Origin of the sequence: Microbacterium stercoris (assembly GCF_017592545.1) — a bacterium.
Lineage (GTDB): Bacteria > Actinomycetota > Actinomycetes > Actinomycetales > Microbacteriaceae > Microbacterium > Microbacterium stercoris.
Window position 1 is genome coordinate 193332 of sequence record NZ_JAGFOA010000004.1, and the last position, 15790, is coordinate 209121.

The window sequence follows — 15790 nt, forward strand, 5'->3', positions numbered from 1 at the left end:
TGGGAGCCTGTTGCTCGTCGCTAGGCTCGTGCGCCGTGGCGGCGCGGGATCATCACGCCGCGATGTGCGCGACGAGGAACCAGCGGTCCTTCTCGATGGTCTTCTTGATGCCGATGGCGACGTCCTGGCTCGAGAGGTCGATCTCGTCGAGGCCCTCGATCGCGGCGTCGAGGTCTGCGATCACCTTGTCGATGTCGGCCACGACGGCGCGGATCGTGTCGGCCGACTGGGAGAAGCCCGCGGCGACACCGGTGCCGGCGCCCTTTGCGGCGACCGCCTCGAGGCGTGCGTCGATGGGAAGGCCCAGGGCGACGATGCGCTCGGCGGCCTCGTCGGCACCCGCCTGCGCGTTTGCGACAAGGGTGTCGAGGAACTCGTGGACGCCGATGAAGTTGGCGCCGCGCACGTGCCAGTGCGCCTGCTTGCCGTTGACGGCCAGAGCCTGCAGGCCCAGCACGACGGGGGAGAGGAACTGCGAGACTCCCGCGGCGATGGTCGGGTCGGCGGCGGTGGTGGCGATGGTCTGGTTGCTCATGTCTTTACCTCCGAAGTGAATCCGGCTGCGCGCCGTCTGTTGAATGCAACGCTACTCGGCCTCAGACATTCCGCAAGCAAGCAAAGGCTGGGCTAAATCACGCCTCACCAGGGGAAACGAAGGGCAGCCTCACCTCATCGGGCGTGCGGGGGTTGACACGGCCTAGAGTCGGCGTCATGCCCATCTCTCCGGCCGCCTCGATCATCCCGCTCCTCTCTCCCTCAGGACATGACGACATCCCCGCGATCCATCCCGACGCGTTCGTGGCCGATGGGGCGCGCGTGATCGGATCGGTCGCCCTCGGAGAGCGGGCGAGTGTCTGGTACAACGCGGTCGTCCGCGGCGATGTCGCCGCCATCGAGATCGGCGCCTTCAGCAATGTGCAGGACAACGTCTCGATTCACGTGGATGCCGATCACGGCACCGAGATCGGCGAGTACGTATCGATCGGGCACAACGCCGTCGTCCATGGATGCCGCATCGGCGACGGCGCGCTGATCGGCATGGGGAGCGTTGTGCTCTCGGGGGCGGTGATCGGCGAGGGATCGCTCGTCGCGGCCGGCGCCGTGGTGCTCGAGGGAACCGTTGTGCCCGCCCGGTCGCTGGTCGCCGGCGTGCCCGGGAAGGTACGGCGGGAGCTCACCGACGAGGAGGTCGCCGCTCTTCGCGACAACGCCGAGAACTACCTCGCGCACGCCGAGCGTCACTCCGCCGCTCTGACCGCGAGCTGATCGCCGCTGGCGCGGACAGCTGGGCCGGTGCGGTGATCAGCCCGCGATGAGGTCGCGCGCGAGGTGTGCGGCCTCGGCGCGGTTGGCGGCCCCCAGCTTGCGCAGGATGGCCGAGACATGCACGCTCGCGGTCTTGCCGCTGATGAACAGGCGTTCGCCGATCTGTCGGTTGCTGAGGCCCGCCGACACCAGCTCGAGCACCTGACGCTCGCGGTCGGTGAGGTCGTCGGCGGTCAGACGCGCCGCGGGCTCACGCAGCAGACCGGAAGAACGGCCGAGATCGCGCGCCTCGCGGGCGACGGCGAGCACCCCGCGCTCATCTGCCAGTCGGATCGCCTGCTCGAGGCGGTCGCGCGCCGCAGCCCGATCGCCCTCGTCGAGCAGGCAGGCGGCGCTCTGCCGCAGCACGGCGGGCAGCAGATACACGGGCGCTCGCTCGCCGGAGGCCGCCTCGACGGCCGCGGCCCAGGCAGCGGGCGAGGGCGTCAGCTGCGCGGTGATGGCGGCGTCCCAGACCTCGTGCGTGGGCCACCAGGAGAAGCCGTCGACCACGCGGCGCAGGCCGGCTTCCGCCTGGGCGAGGTCGACCCCGGGCGGCGCTCCCTGCTCTCGCAGCCGTGTGAGCAGACGGGAGGTGGACCACGCGAACGGGGGCACCTGACCGGGGTGCAGACGCTCGGGGTCAGCCGCGAGCAGCGCCTGCGCGGCGTTCCACGCCGTGGGCAGATCATCGAGCGCGAGTGCGATCTCGGTGGCTGCATGTGCGACACCGAGCCGCGACTGCACCTCGTACTCGGCCGTCGAGGTGAACTGCGCCCGCGAGGCGTTGAGTGCCTCCCGGGCGGCCGTCGCCTCGCCCCGCCACACGAGCATCCAGGCGCGAGCGCGGATGACGTAGGAGCGGAACGCCCCGGGAGGGGAGAAGGCGAGAGCGCGCTCGATGAGCTCGGTCGCCTCGTCCCATCGACCGAGCGCGGTGAGCGGGTCGACGGCATTCGAGGTCAGGATGACGCCCGAGGTGCGGTCCGCCCCGTAGCGACGTGCGGCATCCATGCCCTCCTGGGCGATTCGCAGCGCACGCTCGTACTCGCCGCGGTGATGCGCGAGATCCGAGGCGTTGACCCAGTAGCGCAGCATGGCGGGGCCGTCGTCGCCGGCGATCGCGCGTGCGCGTTCGAGCTCCGAGACGGCGAGATCGGCACGCCCCATGTGCCCGTGGCACAGCGCGGCGACATTCACGCTCACCGACTCGAGGCGCGCGGCTCGCTGGGTATGGGCGATCTCCGCACCCGCCGTGGACAGGGCGAGCGCCTCAGCGTCCTCGCCGGCCAGCATCAGCCGGCCGGCCAGCGAGACCATCACGTCCGCGCGCATGAGCTCGTGCTCGGGGGTCTGCTCGAGACCGTCGAGCGTGGCGAGGGCCTCGCGGTACGACTCGATCGCGCCCGGACGCGCGAGCATCGCGAGCCCGCGACCCTGGTTGTTGAGCAGCAGCGCGTACTCACGCGTGCCCGGCGGGCAGTCGGCGAGCGCCGCTTTGAGCAGGGCGAGGCTGCGATCGACGTCGCCGGCGTTGCGCAGGTAGGTGGCGGCTCGGCCCATGAGCTCGCGGCGGGTCATGCCCGAGGCTGACTCGGGGTCGTCCACGACGTCCCAGAGCGACAGCGCGCGCTGGGCGTGCTCGGCGGCGGATGCGTAGCCGAGCGCCGCGCGCGACTCCCGCATCGCGCGCAGCCAGGCGGGGAAGGCGCGGCCGACGTCCTTCGCACCGGCCCAGTGCCGCGCGATCGCGGCGGCATCGGAGCCGGTGTCGCCGGCGCGGCGCTCCAGCTCGACGGCGTAGCGCTCATGCAGCCGCTCGCGCACGCCCGGCAGCACGTCGTCGTGGATCGCCTCGCGCATGAGGGCATGGCGGAAGCAGTAGCCGTTCGACGTGGCCACGAGCAGCCCGGCGCCGATCGCCTCCCACACCGGCCCCTCGATCGCCGCGGCATCCTGACCCAGCACCGCGGCGAGGAGATCGTGATCGGACTCGAGGCCGCCGATGGCCATGTGGCGCACAACGTGCTGCGCTTCGTCGGACAGACGTTCGTAGCGCACCAGCAGAAGGTCGCGCAGGCCGTCGGGCAGTGAGGGCGGCACGTCGTCACAGGTCTCGAGGTCGATGAGCTCCTCGATGTAGAAGGGCACGCCGTCGCTGCGCTCGAGCAGGGCGTCGACGGCGGAGTCGCTGGGGCTGTCGCCGAGCAGCGCGCGCATCAGACGGCGGGTGCCTTCGCGATCGAGCCGAGGCAGATCGACGCGCACGGCGCGGCGATCCCGGCTCAGCTCCGCGAGGAAGGAGCGCGCGTGATGACCCCGCCCGATGTCCTCGGTGCGGTAGGTGATCGCCAGCAGCACGGGCGCATCCACGAGCGCGCGGCTGAGGAAGCGCAGCACGGCGAGACTCGCGGGGTCGATCCAGTGGAGGTCTTCGATCACGAGCACCACCGGGCGGTCGGCGGCTGCTCGCTCCAGCAGCAGTGCGATCGACTCGTGCAGTCCGCCCGCGGTGGCACCGCCGGCCTCGACGCGCCCGAGCTGGGGGAAGAGCGCACCCAGTGCCCGCTGGCCCGTGATGCGAGCGATCTCCTCAGCTCCGAGCTCGGCGACGAGCGGGCGCAGGGCCGCCGTGATCGCCGTGTAGGCGTCGCCGGTGCCCCCGAGATCGACGCAGCGCCCGATGAGAACGCGCGCGCCCGGGGTGGAGTTCTCGAGGAAGTCGGTGAGCAGCCGGGTCTTGCCGATCCCGGCCTCGCCCCCGATCACGGCGATACGAGGCCGTCCGGTGGCGACGTCGGCGAACACGTCCGCCAGCTGCGAGAGCTCGGCGTCGCGGCCGATCAGTTCGCTCGTCTGGATGGTCACTCGCCCATCGTCCCACCGGCCACCGACATCGTCGCGAGCGGTCGGGCGGAAAGGACTCACGAGTGGTGGGGGAGCAGCGCCCGCAGAAGGCCGCGGGGCTCCGTGCGGCGCGCCCGACGCGCCGAGGACCGCTCCGCCGCCTGACGCTCTTCCAGAGCCTGGATCATCCGGATCCGCTCCTCGGCACGCCGCACGTCCTCCTCGTACCGGAGGATCCCGATCATGGGGTCGATGTACATGTCCCGCTCCTGTCATCCGTTGTGCTGATGACTTCACGGTCGTCTCTGAGGCGCCCCTCGAGCATCCGGAGATCGCCCTATCTTCGGAGCCACGACCGCCCTGAGGTGCCTTAGGCGACAGGCCCGGGGTACCGCGGTTCGGGAACAGGGCGCGGAGTCAGCTAGACTCGAACGTGCTGCCGGTTCGACCGGACGCGGGGATGTAGCTCAATGGTAGAGCCTCAGTCTTCCAAACTGATTACGCGGGTTCGATTCCCGTCATCCCCTCCAGTAAGTCACCTACTCCCGCCAGGAATCGCGAATGATCGGGCCTCTGTCCCCACACCAGGGCTGACGCTCCTGGCCAACGGATGGCCAATGCGCGAGTGTCAGCCCGCTCTCAGAGCAGGAGACATTCATAGCCAAGCGTGCCAACGGCAACGGTTTGATCACGCCCCTCGGCAACGGCAAGTGGCGGATCCGGTGGACTGCACCCGACGGGACCCGCAGGTCGCTGAACTTCACGGGCACCAAGACCCAGGCCGGAGCCGAACTCACGGCGCTGGAAGAACCGCCGTTCCATCTGACCCATGATCGCGAGGAAACGCATCATCGGCTCACCCATGTCTGTGGTGCTGTCCACGCCGTCCGCGAGGGCGCGAACGTGGATGCCGCGCTCCCGGAGGTCGGGAATCGTTGTGATGACGTGGCCCGCATCGCGTCTGAGCCGGTCAAGCTCAGCAACGACGACGACATCGCCCGTCGAGAGGTTCGCGAGTCCGGTCGAACTCGGGGCGCGACCGCTTCGCACCGCTCTGTGCGTGATCGGTGTACATCTCATGGTGGGTGGTCCCGGCGCTAGCGAGAGGGGCAAGCTGGCGCGCCTCATCTTGTTTATCGGTCGAGACGCGGGCGTAGCCCACGAGCGTACGGGTGGCGGGGGTCGTCTTCGTCACGGTTCAAGTCACTCAAAACTCGCGTAACAAAATTCAGCACTTGAATGAAGTTCCGTAGTCGAATTTGGAGATGGCGAATCCCGGCGGGTCGCGCCGTTTTTGCCTGGTCTCTGGATTCTTGACTCGGGATCTTTTTGCGAGGCCGTTTCGTAGCTCGCAGAAGTTATGGTCAGAAGCCACTTCCTGACCGGCACCCCGCACATGGATCGGCGTTGCCAATCTGGAGCCCCGATGAGGCCCAGTGTGGGTCTCCGGTCTCGACCCGGGTTCCGCCTGCGAATCGAGACAGTTTCGTCCTGCTACGGTCAGCGGCGGGAGGTCGGGTGCTCAACGAACGAGAAGTCGCAACCGCGATTGTGCTCGCGGCTCTGATCGTCGCGGGACTGGCCAACCCGAAGACTCGCGGTGATCTTCTGAGAAGCTTCGCCGGGGTCGGCAAGGCGCTTTGGAACCGCAAGATCATCGGGGTGTTGGTCGCCTACATCGCCTGGGTGGGCCTCTGTGTGCTGGCCATGTACAACGTCGGCCTCTGGGACGTCTCGCTGCTGAAGGACACGATCCTCACCGCGATGGTTGTTGGTCTCCCCCTGCTGTTTCGAGCGCTCAACAACAAGTCCGGGGGCCTACTCCTTAGAGACGTGGTGAAGGAGGCCGTGGGCCTCTCGGCCTTCGTCGGCTTCTACGTCAACCTCAGTCCGCTCCCGTTGTGGGCCGAGATCTTGCTGCAGGTAGTGCTGATCCTGCTCGTGCTCATGCAGGTGGTAGTTCAGCGCATCGACCCGAGCACGGGGCAGAAGGCCCTGTCCGGATGCGTCAACTCCGCACTCGTCGCAGTGGGATTCGGGCTCATGGTGTGGAGTACCGCTCACCTGGCAAGTCAGTGGCCGACGCTCGATCAGAATGAACTCACCCTCCAACTCCTCTTGGCGGTGTGGCTTCCTCTCGCGCTCTTCCCGTTCCTCTACGGCTTCGCCTACCTCGCGGCAGTCGAGGGCATCCTTCTCCGTGTTTCCCGCCTGAATGAGGGCGTGAGCTGGCGGGAGAAGGCTGGCATCCTCGTGGGCCTGTCGTTTTCACTCCGGACCGCGAAGGCGTTCAACGGTACGCATCTACAACTGCGTGGCGAGCGCACCTTTCGGGGTGCGGTCAGTCATGCACGGGACGTGAGCGACGACCTGGACCGTCGCGACGCGAAGGCGCTCGATCAGTTGCAAACCCTCGACGCCTTGGCGGGCGTAGAGGGTGCAGGTGCCGATGGCGCTCAACTCGATCGACGCGAGTTCGACGGCACCAAGAAGGCCCTTCGTTGGCTTCACACCTGTCAGTCCGGCTGGTACGAGCGGCAAGGAAACCGCTTCTGGGGAGCGGAGCGAACGGACAACATCCTCCGTCCCCTCTCCAGGTACGGACTTCCGGATGACCACGGGGTCATCGTAGAGACCACGCCGGACAGGACCCGTTGGCGAGGATGGCGCATCCTTCCGAGCGGGTGGGTGCTCGGCATCGGCGCAACAGACCGTACGAGTCTGTTCCTGTACGCGCGGTCCGCGCCACCTGCCTCCTGGCCTGGGGACGGCCCGGAGTGGATCGACGCCACGCGACAAGAGTGGCCTGTGGACTGGGATCGGAACGATCAGATCGTGCGTTAGCACGGCGGGGAGCGACGGCCCCGGCATCGTCTCGTGAGGGGCATATAAGCACCATGGGGTGACGCCCCCGGCGCTCAAACCTAGGAAGGGAGGCGAGGGCGGGGGCGTCGTGTCGGCGGGAGCACGTAACATCCCTGAACCGCGCAGGAGTCCGTCGACGTGTGGGGCGCGCGCGTTCGAGATCCCACGCCACCCCAGCGCGCGCGGCGCTCTGTCAGGTCTGGAATCGCACGCGCCGGATCGTGGCCAGGACGGCGGGTGCGACGCCGGTCAGCTCGCCGCGCTCCGAGATGACGTGCAGACCGCCTTGCGGGGTGAGCACGTAGGCGATGGGCTCGTCCGCATGGTGCGCGACGCGGGATCCCTTCGGAATGGCGTAGGTGCTCACCCCGACATCGAGCTTCACCGGCCCGGCCAGCGCCGGCTGGATGATCGTCGTCTTCAGGTGCGCCGTCGCGATGGCTCGGGCATCGGAGCGCGGGCGTGGAGGCGGCGTCTGCTGCGCTGCGCGGGCCACAGGGGCCGCGTGCGGACGGTGGACACCAAACTCAGTCCGACTGGGGTTACACCGCCGTTCATGCGGCCACCTCGCGTCGGCGCTTGTAGTCGCCGCGGGCGTGGCGACCGCGCGACGATCCGGCCCAGAAGCCAGCGGAGCGATACGGAGCGACCTGACCAGCGAAGTCGGAGCACTGCGACAGGATCGGGCATCCCGCGCAGATCACGGCCAGCTCGGCCTGCTGAGGCTGTGACAGCTCGTCCGGGATGAACCGGGATTCCCCAATGCACGGCGGCTTCTTCGTGGCCAGAGCGGCGCTCAGCGCCTGCCACGCGCTGTCGGCGTCGCCGGTCAGCTCGGCCTGGTCCTTCGGTTCGGGTCCTCGTGCCATGCGATCACCGGGTTCCCGCGGCTTGGGCGGCGGCCAACTCGCGCTCCTGTTCCGCGGCGGCGCGCTCGGTCGGGTGCTGGCCACGCTCGTAGACGGCGGGCGTCTTGCTGGTGGACCGGGCGGGGGCGGAGCGCTTCTCGACTGCGGCGAGCGCTTCGGCGCGCGCTCGTCGGTGAGGCCCCAGGCGGCGCGACGGGCGCGGTCCCGCTCCATCTCCCAACGCGGATCCCGTGGATCCAGATCTCTTCGTCCGCAAGCCACGGACCGGGACGCACGATGACCTGGCCGAACCTCGCGACCTGCGCGTCCTCGTCGTGGAGAAGTGCGACCCAGGATCGGGAGAGGTCGCCGTGGCGGTCCCTCTGAGCCTCGATGATGTCGGCGGTCAGCGTGATGGTCATGCCCCGGCCCACGTTGGCCCCGAAGGCCGTGAACGATCCGGCCTTGGTGGGGATCGTGCGGGCCACGGGGAAGTGCACCTGCTCGTCGGGACGGGCCAGGTCGTGGCGGTCGTTCGGATGCGTCATGTAGGGATCTCCTCGGGTGTCAGGCGTCAGGTGGTCAGCCAGGTCTGGCGGAGCTTCTGCTGTGCGCGGGTCGCGTACGTGCGCAGGAGGTCGCCATGGCGACTTTTCCGGTTTCATCGAGCGCATCCACTACGAGGAAGCGGATGTCGGAAGTCTGCTCGGTCGTCACCTGGAGGCCGTGAGCCAGAGCGTCCGCCTCAGCTAGGTTCGCGATGGCGTCGCCCTTCTGGACACCGAGCCGGTCAGCGAGCTGTTCCGTTGTGGTCGTGATCACACGGGACGCGGCGAGTGCGGTTCGTAGGTACACGCTGCCGCATCCCAGCAGGGTCGGCAGAGTGGAGTGCTCCGTAACGTAGCTTCGAACTGCTCTCTTGATCTCGATCGTCGAGAGCGCCGATGACAGATTTTCTCCCTCTAATGATTCAGGAACAGAGGACGGAGCGCCGTCGAAGCGGACGAAGGGGACGCGGCGCGGAGTGCGCGCCCGTAGCTCGTAACGCGCGGGGTTGCCTGCGCGCGTCGATAGACTCGACATGATCGCAATCGACTAGCGGCCCCGGCTTGGCAGTAAGGGGCCGCTTCGTCGTTCAGGAGCGGCGGCTCGCGGGCATGGCGTAGCCGACCCCATTGAGGCTGTGAGCGGGGATCCGCATCGTGCGGGTACCGATCCGCTTGGCCGGGATCGTGCCGTCCGCGATGCGTCGCCGGATCGTCTTGGTGCTGACGGAGAGCGCGCTCGTCGCCTGCTGGATGCTGGTGTACTCGAACACTGGGAAAGTCCCGTCTACGGGTCGCGTAGCGCCTCTCCGTACGGCTCGCACGTGGTGTGCGGCTCGGGCACTCGTCCGTCAGCAGGAAAGGCCCTGCCTCTTCGGCCCGTCACCTTCCCAGGGGTGACCAGGTGCGCACAAGTGTAGACCCGTGATCAGTTCCCGGTCTTGGTGGTGAGCTGGAGGGCTCTTTCGAGCCGCCCGTTCGTCACCGCTTAGTAGTTTGGGAGGATGTCTAAGCTGAGCACGCTCCGCGATTACTTCTTGTCGCATGCCGGAGACGACAAGGAGTTCGTCAAGAGCGTCGCTAGCCGCATGCAGTTGGCGGGCAGGGAGACCTTCCTCGACGAGTGGTCGATCGACTATGGCGAATCGATCCCTGGGGCCATTGCACAAGCCCTCCGGCACCACGAAGCGATCGTCCTGTTCTGGTCTCAGGCGGCCCTGGAATCCGCCTGGGTCAGACGCGAGTTCAATTCAGCGATTAGCCGTTTCATCGAGGAGGAGGAACGAGCACTCCTCGTGGTGCGACTGGACCAGACTGAGGTCCCCGAGTTGGTGCGCGACATGAAGTGGATCGACGGCCGAGACATGGACCCGGACTTTGTGGCAAGCGCTGTGATGGGTATGAAGGGCAACGAACGGCTCATCGCGATGCAGAACGCCTTGGACGAGCTCGGGATCCAGATGCAGTACTTCCCTGGGTACGGGATACTACTTGCATGCCCGCGTTGCGGTGCGACCGTAGACAAGCTCACTGGCTGGCACGAGAGCGACTTCCGTCGAGACGATGAGTATGCAGGCGCGCGTTGCACCATCTGCGGCTGGCATGACGGCGGAGAGGTCTAAGGCTGGGACGACGCCGCGTCAATTGCGTGCGATTGACGAGAGCTCGAAGCGGGAGCCGCGGCTGGTGTGCGCCGGGGAGCGCTCGCCGCATCCAGTCCCGCCGGGAGTGCGCCTGGCCATAGGCTCGCGACCGTGGACGCGTTCGATGCTGTGGGACTGATCGGTGGGGTAGCGGCGCTCTTGGGTGCGGGCGCGGCATTCTGGCAGGCAGGCGAGGCTAGGAAAGCGCGGCGAGATGCCGAGGCGGCGGGCACAGAGGCGGCGGCTCGCGCGGCTGAGGCGACGTCAGCGCTCAACCGAATGGCGGCCGCGCAGGAGGACGTCGCTTTCGCCTCCAGACCGGAGGCGTGGGGAGTGCCCAAGCCTCACAGCGGTGATCTCTGGTTGGTGCGGAATAGCTCCAAGCGGCCCATGATTCTGGAAAGAATCGAGGCGAGGCCCACCCAAGCGCAACAGCTCCTGGAAGTGGAAGGAGACCTACCGCGCGAGATCCGGGCTGGAGAGCTGGTGGAGTTCCTCGCCCGAGCGCGATATACGCTCGCGATCCGAACCATCACAATCGTCTGGCGTTTCGCTGATGAGGACGACGCTCCAGAGCACCGGTCGACGCGCTCGCTGGGGTAAACGCGACGCGGCTCCGTCTCTTCGCTGTGGCCAACGCGTGGCCAACGGAGCGCCGCGAAACGGTAGGCCTCGAGGCGACAGAAGCCCCTTGTTTTCGGCAACAGCGCGGGTCGGCCACGAGCTTCCGGGCGTGCGAATCAGTCTTCCAAACTGATTACGCGGGTTCGATTCCCGTCATCCCCTCCCAGTCCCTGTATGGGATCTCGGGCTACCGTCCCGAGAGACCTAATCAGAAAACCCGTCCACAACCCCGTTCGCCTAGCGGCGGCGGTCCTTGGGCCTGAAGCGCCCGGTCATAGCGCTCCCTGACGTCGTCGGGGATAACGAACGTGATGTACTCGGATCGCTCGACGTTTCCTTCAGCGAGGCGGGCAGTAATCTCGTCCATCTCGTCCCGAAAGCCGTAAACGAATCGACGGATCTCCTCGATGGGTTGGGTGGCGTAGTCAGCGAGAGCCCTGAGCATCTCCCGCGCTTCGTCACCTGCGGGCGCTGCGGACCGCAATCGATAAGCCCAGCCCATCAGATCGACGTAGATAGCAATCATGCGGTCCGCAAGGTGCTCGATGAGATCGGGGTCGCCGGGTTCGCCAGGCAGGCCCATCGCAGTGGCCTGGGCGTCGCCCGACAGAAGTTCCTCGAACGTGGCGGTGGTTGCCCCAAGGCGTGCAAGTTCTGCCTGCGAATAATCGAGGACCTCCTCGCTGTCGATGTGCTGCCCCGAGATCGCAAACTTGAGCCGGTGATCGTTGTAAGCCGACTTGTTCTGCTCCAGCTTGAACACAAGCCAGTAGGCAAAGAGGAGGTACTCCCATGCCCGCGGTCGCTCGCCGAGGAGGATCGCGACTTCCGCCGGTGTCCGCGGGACGCGCCCGTTGAACCTGCGCTCTCCGTCAGATTTCGGCTGCTGCAGCTTCTCACGAATGGCGTCGGCGATTCCCGCGGAGCCCTCCTCGTGACCATCGAGATACCCGATTGTGCTTCGTACGCCGGACAGCTGGGTGGAGTCGAGCCGAACCGGAAGTAGGTACGGCGAGGCTTCCTGGAGTGCTCGGGCGAGCACGCTTCGGCGTTCCAGGCGGGTCCACGGCTTCGCCGCATAACTCGCGGAAATGAACATGACCGCGTACCGAGCGCGTCGCTCGTACACGTCGGCGAAGTACTCCGTGAGGTCCTCGCCCCAGGTCGCGACTTTCGAGTCCTCGTCGTAGAAGACTGCGAATCCCTGCGCCTTGACGAGCTTGACGACCTCTTCTACATACGATCGGTCCTCCCCAGCGAACGTCACAGCAACATCGAAGTCGTATTCAGTCTCCGCCATACGGCAATCCTGGCAGAGGCCGGGCACGCTCATCATGGCGGCGCGGGATGCCCGAAGAAGATCCCATACTGGGCACATGGCGGTAAAGCGAGCCCACATGATCACCAGGGGCTATCTAGAGGCATGGTCCAATGAACGCGGCCTTGTCCATGTATGGGACGCTGAGCATGAGATCAACAAGCCTCAGTCGCTGACCAACGCCACAGTTGTGAGCTACGGCTATCAGACGACGGTCACAAGCTTTGATCTGGAAGGATACTATGCCGAGGTTGAGAGCCAGGCGATTCCGGCCCTGCGCAGCCTCGCGACTGGTGGCGCTCCTGACAGCGCGGGACGGTCCGCGATCGTGAGCTTTCTCGACATGCACCTCGAGCGCGGGCGTTACGCCGATCAGACAAAGGTGAAAGTACCCGTGTGGATGGGCAGCATGACGGAACCGGGACGAATGGCCGAGATGGCGCTTGGCGACAGGCTCACGTTCGCACGCGACGTCGATACCGAGGCCATCCGCTTGGACCGGCTGAGAGTTGAGCGCTGGACGTGGCGAGTTGTCAATGTCCAAGGCGGTCTGGTAACCGGGGACGGCGCTGTACTGCTTTTCCGCAAGACGCATGGAGCACCTCTCTCCGCCGTCACGTTCCCGCTATCTCCCACGCGGCTGCTCATCATCGGAGACGGGCTCCCCGGCATTCACCCCCAGTTCAATCTCATGATCGCGAGCAAGTGCCGACGCTGGTTAGTCGATCACGTAGACGGCGCAGTGGCCCGTACGTTCGGCTTCCGCTGATTGGATCAGCCATCCGCGACGAACGCCTCGAAGCGTGCGATGTCCACGCTGTAGTCGCTCGGGTACAGGGGCGCTTACATGCCGTCTGTCGTGGACACCGACGTATGCCTCCATCGACCGGCTGACCTCGTGCGGCTTGAACCGCGGCGAACGTCAGCGATGCGTAGGTGCGGCGGAGGTCGTGTAACCGGATGCGTGGCGGGAGCCTCGCCCTCTCGGCTGCGGGGCGCAGGTGGTAGCGGAGTACCGTCCCAACGTTCATCGGTTGCGAGTAGTCGAGGGCGTGCTAGCGAGGGTGGCGTCCCGGCCAGAACAGTGCGTCGGGGTCGCCTCAGTTCCTCCACTTCATCGCCACGCGGCTGTTCGCACTCGCCTACGCTCATCCCATGCCGAGGGCTCACGCGGGACTGACCGCAGCGCAGCGCGCACTCCTTGAGCAGTGGCTTCCGCAGCACGACGTGGTCGACGACATGTCCTGGGGCGTGCTCGAGACGACAGTGCTGCGGATCGACACGCCCGACGGAATGCGGGTGCTCAAAGCGGGCGGCGAGAGCGACCATCACATCGTTCGCGAGATCCGCGCCCACCGGGAGTGGACGGGGCCGTGGGTCGCGACGGGGCACGCCGCGCGGCTGGTGCGGGCCGACGAGGAGGCGAAGCTGCTGCTCACCGAGCATCTGCCCGGCCGGCTCGTGCAGGGCGACGTCGCCGCGACGGATCCGGCGACCTACGAGCAGGCCGGTGCGCTGCTTGCTCGTTTCCACGCGCAGCTCTCGGTGCGGGATGCCGACTTCGAGCGCCGCGTGAACGAGAAGGCGCTGGCCTGGCTCGACGGGCCGCACCGCATCCCGGCCGGCGACGTCGCCCGGCTGCGTGCGATCATCGCCGACTGGCCCGAGGACGCGATCGACTGCGTGCCCACGCACGGCGACTGGCAGCCCCGCAACTGGCTGGTCGACGAGCTCGGCACGGTGCGCGTCATCGACTTCGGGCGAGCGGATCTGCGGCCGCCGTTCGAGGACTGGGAGAGGCTCGACTCGGGAGAGTTCGTCGGCCGGCCCGACCTGGCCGAGGCCTTCGCCGCGGGGTACGGATCGGATCCGCGCGACTCGCACGCATGGTTCCGTCAGCGCACCAGGGCGGGCGTCTCGGCGGCCTGCTGGTCGTTCCGATTCGGGGTGGCCGAGCTCGAGGAACGGGGCCTGCGGGTGCTCGCGGAAGTGCTGGCAGAGGCCTAAGAGGCCGATTGCACTTCGTCGGCTAGACTTCACGGGGCCGTTTCGCGTATCCATGCGCGGAGTTTCCCGGGGCGTAGCTCAGCTTGGTAGAGCGCCCGCTTTGGGAGCGGGAGGCCGCAGGTTCAAATCCTGTCGCCCCGACTGTCGGCCCACACAGACCTGAGTCCCGTAGCGCGACCTGCGCGCGGGAGGACGCACAAGGAGAACGAACCCCTATGGTCACCAGCACCGTCGAGAAGCTCAGCGCCACTCGCGTCAAGCTGCACATCACGGTCACCCCCGAGGAGCTCAAGCCGAGCATCCAGCACGCCTACGAGCACATCGCTCAGGACGTCCAGGTGCCGGGCTTCCGCAAGGGCAAGGTTCCCGCTCCGATCATCGACCAGCGCGTCGGCCGCGGCGCCGTCATCGAGCACGCCGTGAACGAGGGTCTGGACACCTTCTTCCGCGCCGCCGTCGCCGAGCACGACGTGAAGCTCCTCGGCCGCCCGTCGGCCGACATCGTGGAGTGGCCGTCGGAGAAGGACTTCTCGGGCGACCTGATCGTCGACGTCGAGGTCGACGTGCGCCCCGAGTTCGAGCTTCCCGCCTACGACAAGATCTCGCTCACGGTCGACGCGATCGAGGCCGATGAGGCCGGCATCGATGCCGAGCTGGACCGTCTGCGCGCCCGCTTCGGCACGCTGGTCCCCGTCGAGCGCGCCGCCGCCACGGGCGACTTCGTCGAGCTCGACCTGGTCGCCACGATCGACGGCAACGAGATCGACCGCGCCGAGGGCGTGTCCTACGAAGTCGGCTCGGGCGAGCTGCTCCCGGGCATCGACGAGGCCATCGAGACCCTCACCGCGGGCGAGGACACCACGTTCCGCTCGACCCTGGTCGGCGGCGAGCACGCCGGCGAGGAGGCCGAGGTCGCCGTCACCGTCAAGGCCGTCAAGGAGCGCGAGCTGCCCGAGGCCGACGACGACTTCGCTCAGATGGCGTCGGAGTTTGACACCATCGGCGAGCTGCGCGACAGCCTCAAGGAGCAGGTCGAGTCGCGTGGCGCGTTCTCGCAGGGCTCTGCGGCGCGCGACAAGCTGATCGACGCGCTGCTCGAGGCCGTCGAGATCGAGGTCCCCGCGCAGCTCATCGAGGACGAGGTCCACAGCCACCTCGAGGGCGAGAACCGCCTTGAGGACGACGTGCACCGCGCCGAGGTCACCGAGGCCTCCGAGAAGCAGTTCCGCACGCAGATGGTGCTCGACGCCCTCGCGGAGAAGCTCGAGGTGCAGGTCTCGCAGGAGGAGTTCACGCAGTACCTGATCCAGATGTCGGGCCAGTACGGCATGGCTCCGCAGCAGTTCATCGAGGCGCTTCAGCAGGGCAACCAGCTGCAGGCCGTCATCGGCGACGTCGCCCGCAACAAGGCGCTCGCGATCGTGCTCGGCAAGGTCGAGGTCGTCGACACCAACGGCAAGAAGGTCGACCTGTCGGGCTTCGCCGCCGTCGAGGAAGAGGATGACGCCGACGCCGAGGCGCCCGCCGCCGAGGAGAAGCCGAAGAAGGCTCCGGCCAAGAAGGCTCCCGCCAAGAAGAAGGCGGAGGAGGCGCCCGCCGCCGAGGAGGAGCCCAAGAAGGCTCCGGCCAAGAAGGCTCCCGCCAAGAAGAAGGCCGAGGAGGCGCCCGCCGCCGAGGAGGAGCCCAAGAAGGCTCCCGCCAAGAAGGCTCCCGCGAAGAAGAAGGCCGCCGAGCCGGCCGCGGAGTAATCCCGTCACACGAGAGGCCCGGTCACCTGATGGTGACCGG

General features: G+C 67.3%; 14 protein-coding genes, 2 tRNA genes and 1 pseudogene. 9 read left to right on the forward strand and 8 right to left on the reverse strand.

Going from position 1 to position 15790, the window contains the following annotated elements:
• Positions 1–52: 52 nt before the first annotated feature.
• Positions 53–535: a Dps family protein gene (locus J5V96_RS11120; protein ID WP_208503768.1), complete on the reverse strand. Its 483-nt coding sequence runs from the start codon at positions 533–535 to the stop codon at positions 53–55.
• A 176-nt stretch (positions 536–711) separates the two neighbouring features.
• Here J5V96_RS11120 and J5V96_RS11125 point away from each other — a divergent pair, with 176 nt between their 5' ends.
• Positions 712–1266 (forward strand): gamma carbonic anhydrase family protein, encoded by a 555-nt coding sequence (locus J5V96_RS11125; protein WP_208503769.1) that lies wholly within the window; start codon positions 712–714, stop codon positions 1264–1266.
• 36 nt (positions 1267–1302) lie between these two features.
• Here J5V96_RS11125 and J5V96_RS17415 read toward each other — a convergent pair whose 3' ends face one another.
• Together J5V96_RS17415 and J5V96_RS11135 are read right to left on the reverse strand one after the other, a co-directional pair.
• Positions 1303–4173, reverse strand: coding sequence for a helix-turn-helix transcriptional regulator (locus tag J5V96_RS17415; protein WP_208503770.1), 2871 nt, complete (start codon positions 4171–4173; stop codon positions 1303–1305).
• A 56-nt stretch (positions 4174–4229) separates the two neighbouring features.
• Positions 4230–4412, reverse strand: a complete 183-nt coding sequence (locus J5V96_RS11135; protein ID WP_208503771.1) for a hypothetical protein — start codon at positions 4410–4412, stop codon at positions 4230–4232.
• A 196-nt stretch (positions 4413–4608) separates the two neighbouring features.
• On the opposite strand from J5V96_RS11135, the gene J5V96_RS11140 reads away from it, so the two are divergent.
• Positions 4609–4682 (forward strand) — tRNA-Gly (locus J5V96_RS11140).
• Between the two features lie 109 nt (positions 4683–4791).
• Here J5V96_RS11140 and J5V96_RS11145 read toward each other — a convergent pair.
• Positions 4792–5347: pseudogene (locus J5V96_RS11145) on the reverse strand (recombinase family protein).
• 323 nt (positions 5348–5670) lie between these two features.
• On the opposite strand from J5V96_RS11145, the gene J5V96_RS11150 reads away from it, so the two are divergent.
• Positions 5671–6996, forward strand: coding sequence for a hypothetical protein (locus tag J5V96_RS11150; RefSeq protein ID WP_208503773.1), 1326 nt, complete (start codon positions 5671–5673; stop codon positions 6994–6996).
• Positions 6997–7210: 214 nt separating this feature from the next.
• On the opposite strand, the gene J5V96_RS11155 is transcribed toward J5V96_RS11150, so the two are convergent.
• The 3 genes from J5V96_RS11155 to J5V96_RS17075 form a co-directional block, all read right to left on the reverse strand.
• On the reverse strand, positions 7211–7513 hold the full coding sequence (locus tag J5V96_RS11155) for a hypothetical protein (RefSeq protein WP_208503774.1): 303 nt from the start codon (positions 7511–7513) through the stop codon (positions 7211–7213).
• 58 nt (positions 7514–7571) lie between these two features.
• Entirely contained in the window at positions 7572–7886 is a 315-nt protein-coding gene (locus J5V96_RS11160) for a WhiB family transcriptional regulator (protein ID WP_208503775.1), read from the reverse strand.
• A gap of 1114 nt (positions 7887–9000) precedes the next feature.
• Complete coding sequence (locus tag J5V96_RS17075) at positions 9001–9183, reverse strand: excisionase family DNA-binding protein (protein WP_208503777.1); 183 nt, start codon at positions 9181–9183, stop codon at positions 9001–9003.
• A gap of 231 nt (positions 9184–9414) precedes the next feature.
• On the opposite strand from J5V96_RS17075, the gene J5V96_RS11170 reads away from it, so the two are divergent.
• Together J5V96_RS11170 and J5V96_RS11175 are read left to right on the forward strand one after the other, a co-directional pair.
• Entirely contained in the window at positions 9415–10032 is a 618-nt protein-coding gene (locus tag J5V96_RS11170) for a toll/interleukin-1 receptor domain-containing protein (protein ID WP_208503779.1), read from the forward strand.
• Between the two features lie 132 nt (positions 10033–10164).
• A complete protein-coding gene (locus J5V96_RS11175) occupies positions 10165–10656 on the forward strand; it encodes a hypothetical protein (protein WP_208503781.1) in 492 nt (163 codons plus the stop codon).
• A gap of 229 nt (positions 10657–10885) precedes the next feature.
• On the opposite strand, the gene J5V96_RS11180 is transcribed toward J5V96_RS11175, so the two are convergent.
• Positions 10886–11977 carry a toll/interleukin-1 receptor domain-containing protein gene (locus J5V96_RS11180; protein WP_208503783.1) on the reverse strand — a complete coding sequence of 364 codons (1092 nt, stop codon included), beginning with the start codon at positions 11975–11977 and terminating at the stop codon, positions 10886–10888.
• 76 nt (positions 11978–12053) lie between these two features.
• Between J5V96_RS11180 and J5V96_RS11185 the strand changes: the two genes are divergently transcribed.
• The 4 genes from J5V96_RS11185 (at position 12054) to tig (ending at position 15750) form a co-directional block, all read left to right on the forward strand.
• Complete coding sequence (locus J5V96_RS11185) at positions 12054–12764, forward strand: DUF4238 domain-containing protein (RefSeq protein WP_208503785.1); 711 nt, start codon at positions 12054–12056, stop codon at positions 12762–12764.
• 386 nt (positions 12765–13150) lie between these two features.
• On the forward strand, positions 13151–14002 hold the full coding sequence (locus tag J5V96_RS11190) for a phosphotransferase family protein (protein WP_208503787.1): 852 nt from the start codon (positions 13151–13153) through the stop codon (positions 14000–14002).
• A 67-nt stretch (positions 14003–14069) separates the two neighbouring features.
• Positions 14070–14143, forward strand: a tRNA-Pro gene (locus tag J5V96_RS11195).
• A gap of 74 nt (positions 14144–14217) precedes the next feature.
• Positions 14218–15750: a trigger factor gene (gene tig, locus J5V96_RS11200; protein WP_208503789.1), complete on the forward strand. Its 1533-nt coding sequence runs from the start codon at positions 14218–14220 to the stop codon at positions 15748–15750.
• The last annotated feature ends 40 nt before the right edge of the window (positions 15751–15790 follow it).